This window comes from Mesorhizobium sp. M0938 (genome assembly GCF_040319125.1).
Lineage (GTDB): Bacteria > Pseudomonadota > Alphaproteobacteria > Rhizobiales > Rhizobiaceae > Mesorhizobium > Mesorhizobium robiniae.
The window spans coordinates 45531-62944 of the sequence record NZ_JAMYNS010000002.1 but is presented as its reverse complement, the minus strand read 5'-3'; the positions used below and the strand labels follow the sequence as shown (position 1 = coordinate 62944).

The 17414-nt window shown below is 61.1% G+C and carries 19 protein-coding genes; 11 read left to right on the top strand and 8 right to left on the bottom strand.

Going from position 1 to position 17414, the window contains the following annotated elements; genetic code table 11:
* Positions 1-9 precede the first annotated feature (9 nt).
* From pstC to phoB, 5 genes are read left to right on the top strand one after another with little or no spacing between them, the layout of a single operon-like run.
* Positions 10-1398, top strand: coding sequence for a phosphate ABC transporter permease subunit PstC (pstC, locus tag NKH73_RS02935; protein WP_352927859.1), 1389 nt, complete (start codon positions 10-12; stop codon positions 1396-1398).
* Positions 1391-3004: a phosphate ABC transporter permease PstA gene (gene pstA, locus NKH73_RS02930; protein WP_352927856.1), complete on the top strand. Its 1614-nt coding sequence runs from the start codon at positions 1391-1393 to the stop codon at positions 3002-3004. The genes pstC and pstA overlap by 8 nt, the downstream gene beginning before the upstream one ends.
* Positions 3005-3017: 13 nt before the next feature.
* Positions 3018-3833 carry a phosphate ABC transporter ATP-binding protein PstB gene (pstB, locus tag NKH73_RS02925; RefSeq protein ID WP_352927853.1) on the top strand — a complete coding sequence of 272 codons (816 nt, stop codon included), beginning with the start codon at positions 3018-3020 and terminating at the stop codon, positions 3831-3833.
* A gap of 37 nt (positions 3834-3870) precedes the next feature.
* Entirely contained in the window at positions 3871-4575 is a 705-nt protein-coding gene (gene phoU, locus NKH73_RS02920) for a phosphate signaling complex protein PhoU (protein ID WP_352927850.1), read from the top strand.
* Positions 4576-4591: 16 nt separating this feature from the next.
* Complete coding sequence (gene phoB, locus NKH73_RS02915) at positions 4592-5281, top strand: phosphate regulon transcriptional regulator PhoB (protein WP_031254097.1); 690 nt, start codon at positions 4592-4594, stop codon at positions 5279-5281.
* A gap of 197 nt (positions 5282-5478) precedes the next feature.
* Here the strand turns inward: phoB and NKH73_RS02910 are convergent, their stop codons facing one another.
* A complete protein-coding gene (locus NKH73_RS02910) occupies positions 5479-6726 on the bottom strand; it encodes an ROK family protein (protein ID WP_352927846.1) in 1248 nt (415 codons plus the stop codon).
* A 267-nt stretch (positions 6727-6993) separates the two neighbouring features.
* On the opposite strand from NKH73_RS02910, the gene xylF reads away from it, so the two are divergent.
* From xylF to NKH73_RS02890, 4 genes are all read left to right on the top strand, one after another.
* Positions 6994-8034, top strand: a complete 1041-nt coding sequence (gene xylF / locus NKH73_RS02905) for a D-xylose ABC transporter substrate-binding protein (RefSeq protein WP_352927843.1) — start codon at positions 6994-6996, stop codon at positions 8032-8034.
* 161 nt (positions 8035-8195) lie between these two features.
* Positions 8196-9527 carry a sugar ABC transporter permease gene (locus NKH73_RS02900; protein ID WP_352927840.1) on the top strand — a complete coding sequence of 444 codons (1332 nt, stop codon included), beginning with the start codon at positions 8196-8198 and terminating at the stop codon, positions 9525-9527.
* Between the two features lie 12 nt (positions 9528-9539).
* Positions 9540-10334, top strand: coding sequence for an ATP-binding cassette domain-containing protein (locus NKH73_RS02895; RefSeq protein ID WP_352927837.1), 795 nt, complete (start codon positions 9540-9542; stop codon positions 10332-10334).
* 129 nt (positions 10335-10463) lie between these two features.
* Positions 10464-12107, top strand: a complete 1644-nt coding sequence (locus NKH73_RS02890) for a CHASE domain-containing protein (protein WP_352927834.1) — start codon at positions 10464-10466, stop codon at positions 12105-12107.
* A 196-nt stretch (positions 12108-12303) separates the two neighbouring features.
* On the opposite strand, the gene NKH73_RS02885 is transcribed toward NKH73_RS02890, so the two are convergent.
* The 6 genes from NKH73_RS02885 to NKH73_RS02860 form a co-directional block, all read right to left on the bottom strand.
* A complete protein-coding gene (locus NKH73_RS02885; protein ID WP_352927831.1) occupies positions 12304-12546 on the bottom strand; it encodes a YMGG-like glycine zipper-containing protein in 243 nt (80 codons plus the stop codon).
* An 83-nt stretch (positions 12547-12629) separates the two neighbouring features.
* Positions 12630-12953, bottom strand: a complete 324-nt coding sequence (locus NKH73_RS02880; RefSeq protein WP_352927828.1) for a hypothetical protein — start codon at positions 12951-12953, stop codon at positions 12630-12632.
* A 134-nt stretch (positions 12954-13087) separates the two neighbouring features.
* On the bottom strand, positions 13088-13270 hold the full coding sequence (locus NKH73_RS02875; RefSeq protein WP_352927825.1) for a hypothetical protein: 183 nt from the start codon (positions 13268-13270) through the stop codon (positions 13088-13090).
* A gap of 141 nt (positions 13271-13411) precedes the next feature.
* Entirely contained in the window at positions 13412-14446 is a 1035-nt protein-coding gene (locus tag NKH73_RS02870) for a sensor histidine kinase (protein ID WP_352927823.1), read from the bottom strand.
* Positions 14447-14602: 156 nt separating this feature from the next.
* Positions 14603-14770: a DUF1328 domain-containing protein gene (locus tag NKH73_RS02865; protein ID WP_023797107.1), complete on the bottom strand. Its 168-nt coding sequence runs from the start codon at positions 14768-14770 to the stop codon at positions 14603-14605.
* 226 nt (positions 14771-14996) lie between these two features.
* Complete coding sequence (locus tag NKH73_RS02860) at positions 14997-15791, bottom strand: response regulator (protein ID WP_352927818.1); 795 nt, start codon at positions 15789-15791, stop codon at positions 14997-14999.
* A gap of 236 nt (positions 15792-16027) precedes the next feature.
* Here NKH73_RS02860 and NKH73_RS02855 point away from each other — a divergent pair, with 236 nt between their 5' ends.
* Positions 16028-16222, top strand: a complete 195-nt coding sequence (locus NKH73_RS02855; protein ID WP_352927815.1) for a NepR family anti-sigma factor — start codon at positions 16028-16030, stop codon at positions 16220-16222.
* A gap of 3 nt (positions 16223-16225) precedes the next feature.
* Positions 16226-16777: a sigma-70 family RNA polymerase sigma factor gene (locus NKH73_RS02850; protein WP_352927812.1), complete on the top strand. Its 552-nt coding sequence runs from the start codon at positions 16226-16228 to the stop codon at positions 16775-16777.
* Between the two features lie 55 nt (positions 16778-16832).
* Here NKH73_RS02850 and NKH73_RS02845 read toward each other — a convergent pair whose 3' ends face one another.
* On the bottom strand, positions 16833-17153 hold the full coding sequence (locus NKH73_RS02845; protein ID WP_502894150.1) for a response regulator: 321 nt from the start codon (positions 17151-17153) through the stop codon (positions 16833-16835).
* Positions 17154-17414: the final 261 nt, after the last annotated feature.

Sequence of the window (17414 nt, the reverse complement as noted above, 5' to 3'; positions counted from 1 at the left end):
TCCTGAATCATGGTCGGTTATCTCGTTGTTCTTCTGTTAGTTTTGGCTGCTGCGGCCTATTGGATAGGCCGCACACGCGCCATTGCCAGTGTCAATGGCGACGTCGCGCGGCTGCATTCGCTGCCTGGGCAGCATGGCATGTTTCTGGCGCTCTTTGCTGCCGGTCCCGCGCTGCTTGCGATCGTGTTGTGGTCGATGGTGACGCCGGGAATTGAATCGTCAATCATCGCCGACCGCTTCTCCGCCGAGTTGTCGGGAATGGGCATTCCGCAAGTCGAAGCTTTCATCCGCGACGCTCGTGCGATGGCCTTTGGCGGGCTTGTCGGCTTCGCCGATCCTACGAAAGAGGCAGCCGCGGCCGCCTACAAATCGATCCATGCGACCAGCGCCTGGATCATCTGGGCCGTCGCGCTTCTGCTTTCCGCGTCCGGATTTTACTGGGCCTATTCGCGCATCGCACAGGCCTACCGGGCGCGCCACGTGGTCGAGCGCGTTCTTCGAGCATTCTTGATCACCTGTTCGGCGGTCGCGATCCTGACGACGATCGGCATCGTCCTGTCGCTCATCTTCGAATCCTTGCGGTTCTTCCAACAGGTGCCGCTCTATAAATTCCTGTTCGGCACGCATTGGTCGCCACAGAGCGCCTTTACCGGCGCCGGAGCGGAAGCCGGGGCGGTCAACCAGGACATTTTTGGCATGGTGCCGCTGTTTGCCGGCACGTTGCTCATCACCTTCATTGCCATGCTGGTAGCTGCGCCCATCGGGCTGATGGCTGCGATCTATCTTTCGGATTACGCTTCCAAAAGCGTCCGCGCGGTCGCAAAGCCGGTGCTGGAAATCCTCGCCGGCATTCCGACCGTCGTCTATGGCTTCTTCGCCGCGCTGACGGTTGCACCCTACTTCCGTGGTCTCGGCGAAAGCCTGGGCCTCAACGTTGCGTCAGAATCCGCGCTCGCCGCAGGCGTGGTCATGGGCATCATGATCATTCCCTTCGTTTCCTCGCTTTCCGATGATGTGATCAACGCCGTTCCGCAATCGCTGAGGGACGGTTCCGCCGGCCTCGGCGCGACCAAGTCTGAAACCATCCGAAAGGTGATCCTTCCCGCGGCCCTTCCGGGCATCGTTTCGGCGATGCTGCTCGCCGTCAGCCGCGCAATCGGTGAAACCATGATCGTGGTCATGGCGGCGGGGCTGGCAGCTAATCTCACGGCGAACCCACTCGAAGCCGTCACCACCGTGACGGTGCAGATCGTGACGCTGCTTGTGGGCGATCAGGAGTTCGACAGCGCCAAGACGCTTGCAGCCTTTGCGCTCGGCCTGGTGCTGTTCTGCATCACGCTTTCCCTCAACATCGTCGCTTTGCGCGTCGTCCAGAAGTACCGAGAGCAATATGACTGATGCGATCTCGTCATTCGGCGTCGTCGGACGCCCCGTCAGCATTCATACCGACGATGCCGCGAAGGCGCGGCTGAAGGGCCGTTACCGAACGGAAACGTGGTTCAAATGGCTTGGCGCCGCAGCCGTCGCGTTGGCCGGCCTCTTCCTTGTGCTGCTCCTGTCGACGATCGTCACGCAGGCGATCCCGGCGCTGCGGCAGAATTATCTGACGCTGCCTATCGATCTTTCGGCGGCCAAGGTCGACCCGGCGAAACTCGATGCCGTCAACTACGACGCCATCGCCCAGGAAGCGCTTACGGCAAAATTTCCGGATGTGACGAGCCGTCAGGACAAGCGCCTGCTGCGCGGGCTGATTTCCACCGGCACAGGCGTCTTCCTGCGCAAAGATATCGCTGCTGATCCAGGGATGCTCGGAAAAACGGTGGACTATGCGGTCCCACTTGACGATTTCGCCGATCTTTATCTCAAGGGTCTGCTTGCCGACGTCGGTTCGGACGAAGCGATTTCGACAAGCGTCACACCTTCGCAAACCAGCGGCGACATCGATCTGACCTTCGGCGACGATGCCATGCTGGCGCTGGCGCGCGGCCATGGTGCGACCGAGGGCGAAAACGGCATGCTCACGCTGACGAGCGGCGCGTCGTCGCTGCTGGTCGCGTTCAATGGCGGCACGGTCAAGCTGACCGCGCTGTCGCCTGGGGCCAACGGGACGGCGATCGCAAAGGGCACGGTGATCGAGGCGCTCGACAGCACGACGCCCGCCGCGAGCGGCCAGGCATTCCTGCGCGTCATCAATACGCCGGAAGCATCGCGAAAGATTTCGGACAAGACGATCGTCTGGCTCGATACGCTGAAGAGCGCCGGCCTGATCGAAAGCCGGTTCAACTCGATCTTCTTCTTCACCGGCGCAAGCCGCGAGCCGGAACTGGCCGGTGTCTGGGGCGCGGTCGTCGGTTCGTTCCTGACCATGATCGTGACGCTCGCCATCGCATTCCCGATCGGCGTTTCGGCGGCGATCTATCTTGAGGAATTTGCACCCAAGAACCGGCTGACGACGATCATCGAAGTGAATATCAACAATCTGGCGGCGGTGCCCTCGATCGTCTTCGGCCTGCTTGGACTTGCCGTATTCCTGAATTTCTTCGGCCTGCCGCGCTCGGCCCCGGTGGTCGGCGGCATGGTGCTGGCATTGATGACGCTGCCGATCATCATTATCGCCTCACGCGCTTCGCTGCGCGCCGTGCCACCGTCGATCCGCGAGGCCGCACTTGGCATCGGAGCGTCCAAGGTCCAGACCGTATTCCATCACGTCCTGCCGCTGGCGATGCCGGGCATCATGACCGGCACCATCCTCGGCATGGCGCATGCGCTGGGTGAAACCGCGCCGTTGCTGATGATCGGCATGGTCGCGTTCATCGTCGACATTCCCGGCGGCTTCACCGATCCCGCGACGATCCTGCCGGTGCAGATATTCATGTGGGCCGATTTCCCGGAAGCTGGATTCCAGCAGAAGACTTCGGCGGCGATTTTGATTTTGCTAGTGTTTTTGGTCATCATGAATGCCATCGCGGTGATACTGCGCAGGCGCTTCGAGCGGCGCTGGTAAGGAGTTAGAGGATATGAACATCATGACGGAAGCCAGCGTCGAACAGAAACTGAATAGCGGAACCAACGAACCTTCGATCAAGATGAAGGGCGAAAAGGTCTCTGTTCATTATGGCGAGAAGCGCGCTCTGTTCGACGTGGATCTCGATGTCCGCGAGAACCAGGTGACGGCGTTGATCGGCCCGTCGGGTTGCGGCAAGTCGACCTTTCTGCGTTGCCTGAACCGAATGAACGACACGATCGACATCGCGCGAGTAAGTGGCAAGATCACGCTCGACAACGAGGATGTCTACGACCCGAAAATCGACGTCGTCGAGCTGCGGGCTCGCGTCGGCATGGTGTTCCAGAAGCCGAACCCGTTTCCGAAGTCGATCTACGAAAACGTCGCCTACGGTCCGCGCATTCACGGTCTGGCCAGAAGCAAGGCGGAGCTGGACGGCATCGTCGAATCGAGCCTGAAGAAGGCCGGCCTGTTCAACGAGGTCAAGGATCGCCTGCTCGAATCGGGCACCGGCCTTTCCGGCGGACAGCAGCAGCGCCTGTGCATCGCGCGCGCCATCGCGGTGTCGCCGGAAGTGATCCTGATGGACGAGCCCTGCTCAGCGCTCGATCCGATCGCCACCGCCCGCGTCGAGGAGCTGATCGACGAGCTGCGTCAGAACTACACGATCGTCATCGTCACCCATTCGATGCAGCAGGCAGCGCGCGTGTCGCAGCGAACGGCGATGTTCCATCTCGGCTATCTGGTCGAGGAAGGCGCGACCGACAAAATGTTCACCAACCCCGACGACAAGCGCACCCAGGACTACATCACCGGCCGGTTCGGCTGAGCGGTCCGGCGGCGAATTCGAACACGAGGACAGCATCATGGGTGAACATACCGTCGCCTCCTTCGACGAGGAATTGGAACACATCGACAGGCTGATCCGTGACATGGACGAGCTTGCCGCCGCGATGGTAGCTGCGTCGATCCGCGCATTGCTCGCGTCGGACAATGCCATGGCGCAGCGCGTCGTCTCTGACGATGCCATCATGGATGCCCGGCAGCGCGAGCTCGACGACAGCGCGATCACACTGATCGCCAAGCGGCAGCCGATGGCGCAAGACCTGCGCGCCGTGGTTGGCGCAATCCGGATGGCCGGCGATCTGGAGCGCATCGGCGACCTGGCCAAGAACATAGCCAAGCGGGTCAGCGCAGTCGGACAGAGCGCCACGCCGCGTAATCTCTCGCACGGTATCGACGCAATGGCGGATCTCGTTCTCGAACAGCTCCGTGGCGTGGTCGAGCACTACGTGTCGCGAGACGCCAACGCGTTGAAGGAACTACGCGCCGCCGACGAGAAGGTCGATGTCAAATACACGGCGGTTTTTCGCGAGCTCCTGACCTACATGATGGAGGACCCTCGTAACATCACCGCCTGCACGCATCTTCTGTTCTGCGCCAAGAATCTCGAGCGTATTGGCGATCATGTAACCAACATCGCCGAAAACGCCTACTATGTCGTGACCGGGCAGCAGTTGCCGGCGGATCGCCCGAAGCTCGACGAAACGACGACGGCGCCGGCGACATGACGGGGGTGACCGATCGATGATCGCGCCGCGCATCATGGTGGTGGAGGATGAAGAGCCGCTGGGCGTCCTCCTCCGCTACAATCTGGAATCCGAAGGCTATCAGGTCGAGGTGGTGACACGCGGCGACGAGGCCGAAATCCGGCTGCAGGAAAACGTGCCCGATCTTCTGGTGCTCGACTGGATGGTGCCGGCAGTTTCCGGCATCGAGCTTTGCCGGCGTCTTCGGGTGCGTCCCGAAACCGAGCGGTTGCCGATCATCATGCTGACCGCGCGCGGCGAGGAGAGCGACCGGGTGCGCGGCCTCTCGACCGGGGCCGACGACTATCTGGTCAAGCCGTTCTCGACACCGGAATTCATGGCCCGAGTCAAGGCGCTGCTGCGCCGCGCCAAGCCGGAAGTGCTGTCCAGCGTGCTGAAGGTCGGCGACATCATGCTCGATCGCGAATCGCACAGGGTCTACCGCAAGAAGAGCGAGATCCGGCTCGGGCCGACCGAATTCCGGCTGCTCGAATTCATGATGCGGCACCCCGGTCGCGTCTTCTCGCGCAGCCAGTTGCTCGACAATGTCTGGGGCGAGACGATTTACATCGATGAACGCACGGTGGACGTCCATGTCGGGCGGCTGCGCAAGGCGGTCAACAATGGTCGCATGCCCGATGTCATCCGTACCATCCGCGGCGCGGGCTATGCGATCAGGGAAGACTAGGCTGATACTCCAGGTGATGCCGGCCCGCGAATGGCGATTTCCTGCGTTTCCGGTACGTACTTAAACGTTACGCTCCGTTCCGGTTCTCGGAAGCCACCGGTTTGGTTGTTTCGCGCCCGTCTTCGACTCCGGCGTGGCCTGACCTGAATCTCAACACATCCAAGTCGCAATCCGCCTTTGTTCCTTGCCTTTCGAACTCAGGCCACGTCCTTCCTGATCGTGCCGGACTTTCCTTGCGCGCCCGGCGCGAAAATCTCCTGGTCGACGAAATTCAGCGCCTGCATGGCGCAGCCTTCGCGGATCAGCGGCAATTCGTTCGGCTCGGTGTCGAAGGAAATCGAACCCGAATGCTGGCCGCCGGCGGTCTGGGCGATGGCTTCGCGCAGGGCAGGCTCGATCAGGTCGAAAGCGGCAGCGCTGGCGCCGACCATGGCGACCGGCGCCGGATCGATCAGCGCGAACAGGCTGCCTAGGCCGAAGCCGAGCGCTTCGCCGGCCTTGCGGTAGGCTTCGCGCTCCGGTCCGTCCGTCTCGCGCGCCCGGGCCGCCAGTGCCCGCATGTCGGCATCGCTGACATCGGCAACCGGTTCGGCATTCTCGCTCAATTGCCTTGCATTGCGCCAGATGGCGTAGTTGCCGGCATAGGCTTCGACGCAGCCGCGCCGTCCGCAACGGCAAAGCGCGCCGCCCGGCCGATGGATCATGTGGCCGAATTCGCCGCCTGAGGAATGGGTGCCGGTGAACAGTTCGCCCTTCAGCACCAGCCCCATACCGATGCCGTGTGAGAGGAGAATAGCGATGAAATCGTTGCGGTAGCGATCCGGGTCGCGCCAGCGCAGCGCCACGGCCATCATGTTGCAGTCGTTTTCCATGATGGCCGGGATGCCGAATTCGCGTTCAAGAATGTCGGCGAAAGCGATGTTCGTTTGCGGCGTGATCGGCGACCACAACATGGCGCGCGCATGGGAATCCGTAATACCCTGGATCGCCAGTGCGATGCGGGCGACGCTTTGGACGTCGAGGTCGGGATCTTCGAGCCGTCGCCGGACGATGGCGACACATTCGCCGATCAGCTCGTCGCGCGACATGGTCAGCGTGTCCAGCCGGCGCTGTTCCTCGGCGACGACTTGTCCGGCATAATCGATGACGGCGACCGACAGGAAATTCAGCGACAACACGACGGCCAACACCGCTGCCGCTTCCGGATTGAGGCCGAGGCCGACCTGCGGCCGGCCGCGTTTCAGCGAAACGGCCTCGCTCGCCCTGCTCTCGGTCAGGATGCTTTCCTGGATCAGGTCTGAACAGATCGCCGATATGGTCGAATGGCTGAGGCCGGTGGTTGCCGCGATCTCGGTCCGCGATGGTTGGCCGGCCCGGCGTACGGCCGAAATCACCATCGCCCGGTTGCGGCGGCGCAAATCGTCATGACGGATTCCAACCGACATTCTGCTGCTTCCTCCCTGTCACCGCGGCGACTCATAAATCGGAAGCCGTCGATAATGTCGGACAAATAGTGGCAGAAGCAGAAGCCGCTGTCACGGTTTATTCCGAGGCTCGAAAAAAAGCCGGAAAGCCATCAAAATCCATCAGAATTGATGTTGACAGCGCTTCGGCGTTGGATCAGTGTTTTTTCGAGGCTCGAAAAAATAGAGCCTTTGTGCCGGCCCTCGGGTCAGTCTGGTCGCGCCGCACGCGGTGCAGGGAGGAATATCATGAAAAGATTCGCAGCCGCCATTCTGGCGGGGGTCGCCATGTCGCTGACGCTCGCATCGGTCGCACAGGCCAAGGACAAGGTCATTGGCGTTTCGTGGTCGAATTTCCAGGAAGAGCGCTGGAAGACCGACGAAGCCGCCATGAAGGCGGCGATCGAGGCCGCCGGCGACAAGTATATTTCAGCCGATGCGCAGTCCAATCCCGGTAAGCAGCTGACCGATGTCGAAAGCCTGATCTCGCAGGGCGCCAATGCACTGATCATCCTGGCGCAGGATGCCTCGGCCATCGGGCCGGCGGTGCAGAAGGCGCTGGACGAAGGCATTCCGGTCGTCGGCTATGACCGGCTGATCGAGAACAAGGACGTGTTCTATCTGACTTTCGACAACCAGGAAGTCGGCCGCATGCAGGCCCGCGAAGTGTTCAAGGTAAAGCCGGAGGGCAACTACGTCTTCATCAAGGGCTCCGGCGCCGATCCGAATGCCGATTTCCTGTTCGCCGGCTCCATGGAAGTGCTCAAGGACGCCATCGACAGCGGCAAGATCAAGAATGTCGGCGAGGCCTATACGGACGGCTGGCTTCCCGCCAATGCGCAGAAGAACATGGAACAGTTCCTGACCGCCAACGACAACAAGGTCGACGCGGTGGTTGCCGCCAATGACGGCACCGCCGGCGGCGTCGTCGCGGCACTAACGGCGCAAGGCCTGGCCGGATCCGTCCCGGTATCGGGTCAGGACGGCGATCATGCCGCGCTGAACCGCATCGCGCTCGGCACACAGACCGTATCGGTCTGGAAGGACGCGCGCGAGCTCGGCAAGAACGCTGCCGAGATCGCTTCGCAGCTGGCCGATGGCAAGCAGATGACCGACATTGCGGGCGTCAAGGATTTCACCACGCCGGGCGGCAATGCCGTCAAGTCGCTGTTCCTAACACCGATTGCCATCACCAAGGACAATCTCAACGTCGTCATCGACGCCGGCTGGATCAAGAAGGACGAAGTCTGTGCGGGCGTCGCCGCAGGCAGCGTTGCGGCCTGCAACTGATCTGGACAACTTCGCAGGGAAACGAACGCCGCGGCTGTCAGGCCGCGGCGTTTTTCGAGAGGCTTTCCACTTCAAATGACTTCCGCTTTAAATGACTGGGGAAAGCAAATAGCATCCTGTTCCGGCATCCGCGCCAGACGGCAACCCGGTCGGAGGACATCATGACCGACACGGCATCCAACTCACCGGTGGCCAACACGGCCGAAGACCGGGCGCGCGAATCCGAGCTCAGCGCAGTCGGGCGGTTCCTCAAGGCAACCGAGCTCGATATACGCATGCTCGGCATGGTCGGCGCGCTGCTGGTCATCTGGGTTGGAATTCACATCCTGTCGGGCGGGCTTTTCCTCACGCCGCGCAATCTCTGGAACTTGTCGGTGCAGACCTCCTCGGTCGCGATCATGGCGACCGGCATGGTTCTTGTCATCGTAATGCGCAACATCGATCTTTCGGTCGGCTCCGTCGAAGGCGTGATCGGCATGGTGATGGGCGTGGCCCAGGCCGAATTCCTCATCCGCGTCTTGGGATTTCAGGTTGGAAATCCCTGGATATGGATTATCGCACTTGCCGCCGGCGTGGTGCTCGGCCTCATGATCGGCGCGCTCCAGGGCTTCATCATCGCCTATCTCGAGGTTCCGGCTTTCATTGTGACGCTGGGCGGCTTGCTGATCTGGCGCGGCATGGCTTGGCTGATGACCAGCGGGCGCACCGTCGCGCCGCTCGACACCACCTTCCAGCTCATGGGGGGCGGGCCGCGTGGCTCGATCGGCGCAACCGCAAGCTGGATCGTCGGCATTCTGGCCTGTATGGCCGTCGCCTTCATGCTGCTCAACGGCCGGTCGCAGCGCAAGCGGTTCAAATTTCCACTGCGCCCCGTCTGGGCGGAGAGCTTGCTTGGTGTTGTTGCCTGCGCCGCCATCCTCGGCGCCGTCTGGATCGCCAATTCCTATCCTTGGCCGGTCGGCATCGTTCGCCAATACGCCCAACGGAACGGCATCACCGTCCCCGAAGGCGGGCTGTTCATCGCCCATGGCATCGCCATACCGGTGCTGATCGCGGTCGCAGTCGGCATCGTCATGACATTCATTACCAAGCGTACGCGTTTCGGCCGCTATGTCTTTGCCATCGGCGGCAATCCGGAAGCGGCGGAGCTCGCCGGCATCAACACGCGCTGGGTGACGATGAAGGTGTTCATGATCATGGGCGTGCTGGCCGCAATCAGCGCGGCGATTGCATCGGCCCGCCTCAATGCGTCGACCAATGCGCTGGGTACGCTGGACGAGTTGCTGGTCATCGCCGCAGCCGTCATCGGCGGTACATCGCTGGCCGGCGGCTCCGGCACAGTGCTCGGCGCCATGCTGGGCGCGCTTCTGATGCAGTCGCTGCAGTCCGGCATGGTGCTGCTCGGCATCGATTCACCGCTTCAGAGCGTCGTCGTCGGTGCCGTCCTGGTGATCGCGGTCTGGCTCGACACCGTCTACCGCAAGCGCGTTTAAGGAAAGGCGATTATGGCTGATACGACTGCTCCCACGCCACTGATAGATATGCGAAACATTTCGATTGCCTTCGGCGGCATTCGCGCCGTCGACGATGCGTCGATCGACCTTTTCCCGGGTGAGGTGGTGGCGCTGCTCGGTCACAACGGCGCCGGCAAGTCGACGCTGATCAAGATCCTGTCCGGCGCATATAAGCGCGATTCGGGCCAGATCTTCGTCAATGGTGAGGAGGCTTCGATCTCCAATCCGCGCGACGCCAAGAAATACGGCATCGAGACGATCTACCAGACGCTGGCGCTCGCCGACAATGTCGACGCCGCCGCCAACCTCTTCCTCGGCCGCGAACTGATGACCGGCTGGGGCACGCTCGACGATGGCGCCATGGAGGCCGAGGCGCGCAGGGTGATGGGCAGGCTCAATCCCCGCTTCCAGCGCTTCAAGGAACCGGTGGTCAAGCTTTCCGGGGGGCAGCGGCAGTCGGTGGCGATCGCACGCGCCATCCTGTTCAACGCCCGCATCCTGATCATGGATGAGCCGACGGCCGCACTGGGGCCGCAGGAAACCGCGCAGGTCGGCGAACTGGTGATGCAGCTCAAGGCCGATGGGATCGGCATCTTCCTGATCAGCCACGACATCCACGATGTTTTCGAGCTTGCCGACCGCGTCTGCGTGATGAAGAACGGTCAGGTGGTTGGCACCGCGCGGACGAGCGATGTGACCCAGGACGAGGTGCTCGGCATGATCATTCTGGGCAAGTGCCCGCCCGGTGCCATTCCGGGGCCTGGGGCGCTCAAGATCGCCGCCTAAAGCTCTCAAATAAGCCGGCTAAGTACCAGTCGTGTAGTATGCCAGCCGCCATGATGGCTTGGCCTCGCCATTGTGTTGGCGCAACGACTTGCGCATAAAGATGGGGAACCGCATGGGCCGCATCAGCAATTGAAGAAGTTCTTCCCGATCGTCGCTTTCATTGCCGTCGCGCTGATCAGCCTGACGATGGCAGGATTCGCCTATTTCGCGACGCAGGAAGCTGCGCGCATCAAATTCGAAGCGACGGCGGACGACGCGCTCAACCGGATCGATAGCCGCATCGACCTGCATCTGTCGCTGCTGCGATCGACCCAGGCGCTGTTCAACGCTCGCAATGGCGGGCTTTCGCGGGACCAATTCAAGGCGTTCTTCGACGCGCTCGATATTGACGACAATTTCGCCGGCCTGCGCGGCATCGGCTTTCTCCGGTTGGCGAGAGCCGGCGACGAGGCAGCGGTCGAGCGTGCCATCCTGCAAGACTATGGCGCCAGCCATCCCATCTATCCGGCTACGACGACGCTGCCATGGCGCACGCCGATCGTGATGTTCGAGCCGCTTGATCCTTCCAATCAATCCAGCATCGGCTATGACATGTTCACCGAACCGGTGCGGCGCGAGGCGATCGAAAGGGCGATGGCCGACGACCAGCAGCACGCCAGCGGGCGGGTGCAGCTAGGCCAGGAAACAGGTGCTGCGCAGACCTTCACCGGCTTCCTGGTTTTCGTGCGGCTCAACGTCGAAACCGCGCCGGACGGCATCGATGCGTCCCGATCCTCGACGTCAGGCTTTCTTTATGCAGCCTTCCGCGCCCGCGATCTGTTCCAGACAGCGCTCAGCCGGACGCCGCTGCTGCCGGTCAACATCGAAATCTATGACGGCAAGGTGGATGCCGACCATCTTTTGTTCCAGTCGGAAACGCCGCCGGTGTCGACTTTCGGCGACAGGCTGCTGGTTTCCCGTAAGGTCACCATCGCCGGGCGTCCGTGGACTGTCCTGTTCAGGCCGACAAGCGCCTTCTCGCAGCCGTCCTCGCGCGCCATTCCGGTGATGCTCGGCCTGTTCGGGCTGCTGCTCGCGGGAACGATCGCGCTGGTGGCACGCTATCAGGAGCGGGCCTACGACGCGGTCTCGCTGCTTCATGAAACGACGGAAAAAAGCCTGCTCGAAAAAGATCTGATGCTGCAGGAGATGAAGCACCGCATCAAGAACTCGATCACGCGGGTGCTGGCGATCGCGCGCCAGACGGCGTCGCACGCTACCGACGTTCAGGAGTTTTCGTCATCTTTTTCGGCCCGGCTGCAAGCGATGGCGGCCTCCCAGGACATGCTGACGCGTTCGCGCTGGCAGAAGGCCGATTTAGGCGATCTTTTGCGCATCGAGCTCGGCCAGGTGTTCGGCAAGGAGCTTCCCGAGGGGATATTGTCGGGGCCGGAGGTGCTGCTCGACGAGACGACGACGCAAGCGTTGGGCCTGACCTTTCACGAACTGGCGACGAACGCGCTGAAATATGGCGAAACCGGCAATTCGCCCAATGCTAAAAAGGGCGACTGGCCGCTCAAGGTTGACTGGTCGGTCGAGGGCCGCAGGCGAGACAGGACGCTGGTTCTCAACTGGCGCGAATTCGGCCAGAAGAAGCTTGAAGCGCCTGTTAAAACCGGTTTTGGCACCAAGCTGATCGATTTGAACGTGACACGCGAATTGCGCGGTACGATCAATCGCGATTTTCACGATGGCGGATTGAACGTGGAAATCAGGATTCCACTTTCAGGCTGAAAAGTTGCCGCAAGGCGACCGTTTTGGTGGGCACAAGCAGCGGACACCGGCCGAGCCGGTCTCCGCTTCTAGGGCGGTTCATCGTTTCACGGAAACGCCGAACCGCTCTATCTCTTTGGTTTTGCGCAATTCCGGACGGAAAACCGTTTCACACTTTTCCTGGAATTGCTCTATTGCTCATGCGTTTTGAAACGGATCAGCAGCGAGCCGTATAGAGACGGCCACGGTTGTCACGGTATTGGCAATAGCCATTGCGCAGGTTGCGCACCAGCAGGCCGGAACCGGCACCGATGGCTGCGCCCACCAGCGCACCCTTGCCGCCGTTGATCAGGCCGCCAGCCAGAGCGCCGACACCGGCGCCGACGCCGACATCCTGCTCGGTGGTACTGCAACCGCTGACCGCGACCACGGCAACCATGGCAATAATCATCTTCCGCATAGAGTTACTCCTCGCTTTTGTCCTCACTTGTAGCTCCACCCGTCACTTACCACGCGAAAAAGGGCTTTGCCTGTTCGATTTCGTTATTGGCTAAGAGAATCTTGTTCCTGGCTCGCGTCGTTCGAGGCAACCACAAGGCCGGAAATCTCCACGGAAGCGTCGAGGGTGCCGTCCGGGCGCACATTCCAGACGATCTGGTCGTAATCATCCTCCAGCGCCGGATCGACGGAAAGGCATTTGGCAATTATGCGCGGAGCCTGACCTTGCACGTCTTCCAACGCAAACGGACGTTCGGCGGTGCATTCCTGAGCGGTTTCGAAAACGCTCACCGATACCGGCAGTTCACGGCACTCGGTCATCGTGTTGGAACAGCCAATGACCAGCAGCAGGGCAGCGATATGTTCCATGGCGACAGTCCTCTCGCCATAAGAACGGCCATCATCCGCCAAAGTTCCTGCGATGCAGGCTGGCGCGCGACTGATTGGAGAAACAGGCCGACATAAGGCAAGCAAAAGCCGCCGGCCACTTTGGGTCCGATGCTCTAGATCAACTGGAACGCGGCCGCCAGAACGACCGCCGCAGCCAGCGCGATTGCGGCGAAACCGGGCGTCGGCAGGGAAGTACGAGGCGACCGCATGGCTGATGCTTCGAGGTCCTGAAATCCTCCCATCGAAACGCGTGCGGCCTGTTCCAGCCTGTCGATGTCGGCTACCGTCAAAGCCATTCCTCCCTTGCTGCGCAGCAAAACTGCGATCGAATGCGGAGCGGTGTTTGGGAAAACAGCATCGGACGTTATGGTGAACAGGTGGTTAAAGCCGGCGCGGCCGGGTTCATCCTGAGCCGTGTCTGGCTGAACGTTGTCCGTTCAATCCATCTCGAAATTGCCGCGGGGAACGACAAGTCGATATTCGAGGCGGTCCCCGGTGATTTCAAATGTCGCCGTACCGTTCAACGACGCAGGCACGATGCGCTCGAGCGCGACGCTGCCAAAACGCTTCTCGTTGGGCTGATTGTCATTGGCTCCGATGGCTTCGGCCCATGTCAGCGAAAGGGCGGTCTCGCCAGCGGAAGCAGCCGTCAGATCAGCCGTCACCTCGACGAATCCGTCGGCTCGCGACAGAGCGCCGTAGCTGACCGAATTGACGGCCAGCTCGTGCATGGCCAAGCCGATATGCAGCGCGGCATTAGGGTTGAGGTATGGATTTGCACCCCGGAAACGCAGGCTGTGCGAGGGCTCGGCTCCATAGCGGCCGACTTGGCCAGACACGAGTTCGCGTAGTGCCGCCCCCCGCCAGTTGGAAGAGGTCACCAGATCCTGGGATGAGGCGAGCGACTGCAACCGGCCGCGAAAACGCGTCAAGAAATCACCGAGCGTGTCTGAATAACGGCTGGTCTGGGTGGCGATGCTCTGGATGATGGCCAAAAGGTTCTTCGAGCGGTGGCTTACCTCGCGCAGCAGCGTCTTCAAGGTCTGCTCGCGACGTTTCTGCTCGGTCGTTTCGACCATGGTGGTGACGACGCCCTGCACGGCGCCGCCGTCGTCGTGATCGGCGTCTACCCATATTTGGAACCAGCGTACGCCGTCGTCGGCGGGAATGCTGAGCTCGAGATGTTCCGGATTGCCTGATGCGACGACGTTGCGTTTGGCCGCGCCGATACGCTCCGCCTGCGCCACCGGCAGGATGCCGTCGCTGTCGGCCGCATCGGAAGCCCATGGCGGGCGCATGTTGCGGGCCCAGACAGTTTTCATCTCGCGATCCTGGTAGAGAACCGAGATGCCGGCATTGTGCAACGCGTGAAGAAGGGCCCGGCCAAGCTGCATTCCACTTTCCGCGGAACGCAAAGCGATGATCTCATCACTCCGTCCGTTGTCTTTCGTATCTCCGGGTCTGGATTGCATCGGCTCTTTATCCGCCCAATCCAGGCTGAACGGCTGACGAAAAAATGGGTTCCCAAAAAGCGGTCCGCCGAGCGACGTTCCGTTAAGAACACCGCTCGGCGGTAGCTGGAAACCGCTTGAGGGGTGCGGCTCCCAGTGTTCGATCGCATTAAGCGTTCACGACGCCCGTTTAAACAAGCCGGCGATAAGCGAGATGATCAGGAACGCGAGGAAGATGAAAAACAATATTTGCGCTATACCGGCCGAGGTGCCGGCGATGCCGCCGAAACCAAGAGCGCCTGCAATGATCGCGACAACGAGAAATACCAGCGCCCAGTAAAGCATGATCGATCTCCTTCAAATGGTACGGCAAAAACGTTGCTCGCTGCCGTTTGTTCCGCCATTTCCCGAAAAAGGCGTTCTTGGAAATCTTTCGGCCCGAGTGGAACGGTCATGCGCAGAGGAACTTCGACGCGCAAGCGACGTTTGCTCGCGCCAAGGCGCCAGCGTCACCCAACCTGTGGAAAACGGGGCGAAACGAGGCCTGCTGCGAGGTTAGGCCCAGTCGCTCCTAGGCAGCGGCCTTTGCATGCCGGTCGAAGAACAGCGCCTGGCTGATCAGCGCCTTGACCATGTCCGGATTGAATGGCTTGGTGACGAGGAAGGCCGGCTCAGGCCGCTCGCCGGTCAAGAGGCGCTCGGGAAAGGCGGTTATGAAGATCACCGGCACCGGCGTGGACGACAGGATCTCGTTCACCGCTTCGATGCCCGAGCTGCCGTCGGCAAGCTGGATGTCGGCCAGTACCATCTTTGGTCGCGTCTTTGCGAACATCGCCACCGCCTCGGCATGAGTGCGCGCGGTTCCGACGACGCGGTGGCCGAGGCTTTCGACCATTTGCTCGATGTCCATGGCGATCAGCGGCTCGTCCTCGATGATCAGAACATCGGTTGCCACCTGGCGGGAAATCTCGTTGCTGGCTTCGGCCAGAAGTTCGGAGAACTCCTGATCGTCAACGTCGAGAATCTCTGCCGCCTCGTCTTCGCTGAAACCTTCGACGGCGACCAGCAGGAAGGCCTGGCGGGGACGGGGTGAGATCGCGTTCAGATTGGCGGCGGCGCGCTGTTCCCACGCCGACTGCGGGTGTTCTTGCGGAACGCGGATGGCGACCGAGGTGAACAGCTTGGCGAAGACCTTGTAGAGCGCGATGCGGTCGCTCGACGCGTTCGGAAAGATGTCAACGTCGGCGATGATGGCTTCGAGCATCGCGGCGACCAGCGCGTCGCCACTCTCCTGCGATCCCGAAACGGCCCGCGAGAAGCGGCGCAGGAACGGCAGGTGCGGTGCGATGGTTGCGGATAGGCTCATGATGGACGTCTCCCTCTGACGTAATTGCATAAATTGCAGGCCAAGCCGATTACAAGCCCCGAAAATCGGCGCTAGAGATACAAACGCCGGCTTTCCGAAAAAGTTCCGATGCTTTGGAACTAATATAAGGGGAGGGCGTTTGAGATCGGATGGGCAACCAGACGAGGGGGTGCCGCTCGCTTTGCGCCGTGTATTGAAAGGCGGCAGGTACTGGAAATAAAGGGCAAAATGAAGACATGACGAAAGACACCACGGCTGGCGCTCCACCCAGGCGCCGGGCTGCTTCCGGCGACCCGCTCGGGCCAAACTCGGAAATCGGCCGAAAACTCAAACAATATTACGACGAGCTGGTCTCCGACAGTGTGCCGGATCGCTTCGCCCAATTGCTCAGCCAGTTGGAACAAGCCCAACCCGCACGAAAAAAGGACTGAGGCATGGCAGCCGTCTCCCAGAGCTTCAAGACGGATCTGCTCGGCTCGATTCCGAGCCTGCGAGCCTTTGCCGTATCGTTGACGCAAAACGCTGACAAGGCCGACGATCTGGTGCAGGAAACGCTGGTCAAGGCCTGGGACAAGCATGAAAGCTTCGAGCCAGGCACCAATCTCAAGGCATGGCTTTTCACTATCCTGCGCAATGAATTCTATTCGCAGATGCGCAAACGCGGCCGCGAGGTGCAGGACAGCGACGGCGTCATGACGGCCAGGCTTGCCGTCCATCCGGCCCAGCACGGCCAGCTCGATCTCAAGGACTTTCGTGGCGCGCTCGAGCAATTGCCCGAGGACCAGCGCGAAGCCATCATCCTCATCGGCGCTTCGGGCTTTTCGTACGAGGAAGCCGCCGAGATCTGCGGCTGTGCAGTCGGAACGATCAAGAGCCGCGTCAGCCGAGCCCGCACCCGATTGCAGGAAATCCTGAAGATTTCCGCCGATGACGAGTTTGGCCCGGATGCGATTTCGGCTCAGGTGACGGGGTCGAACGCCGCCTGAATACGGCCGCCGATTTTCCGCACCTCAGAGCTTCAAGATCAAGCAAGCTCGGGCATCAAGCAAGAGGTCCGCGCCCGCACGCTGCCGCCACCGCCTCCACCAGATCATCTCCCGAGTAGGGCTTGGTGACCAATCTGATATCGGGAAAGGACAGCTTGATTTCGTCGATGTCGGAATAGCCCGAGGCGAAGACGAAAGGCACGCCCGATTCGCGTAGCCGCGAAGCGAAATCGAGCGTCGAAGTGCCGCCTAGCATGAGATCGACGATGGCCGCATCGAATTGCGAGGCGATGCTCTTTCGATCGATTTCAGCCAGATCGCGGGCGATGATCACCTCGCCGGCGCCATAGTCGCGGCAAAGCTGCTCGACATCCATGGCGATCAGGAATTCATCCTCCAAAACAAGAATCCGCAATCCGTCAAGCAAGGGTGGCACGTGGCAGAGTCTCCGTGGCGCGTAGGAAAAGGGGAAACGCAGGGAACAGGGAGTCATGGTCTGTATTTGGGTTCCTGTCATCTAAAGTTATTTGCAAATCTGTCATTTAAAAAAGACATGCCGTCCCAGATGACGGAACCTCCGTGGCCACAGGGCGTTTGCTCTCGCCTCTTTGGAAGAGGGAGACGCTTTCGAAGGGGG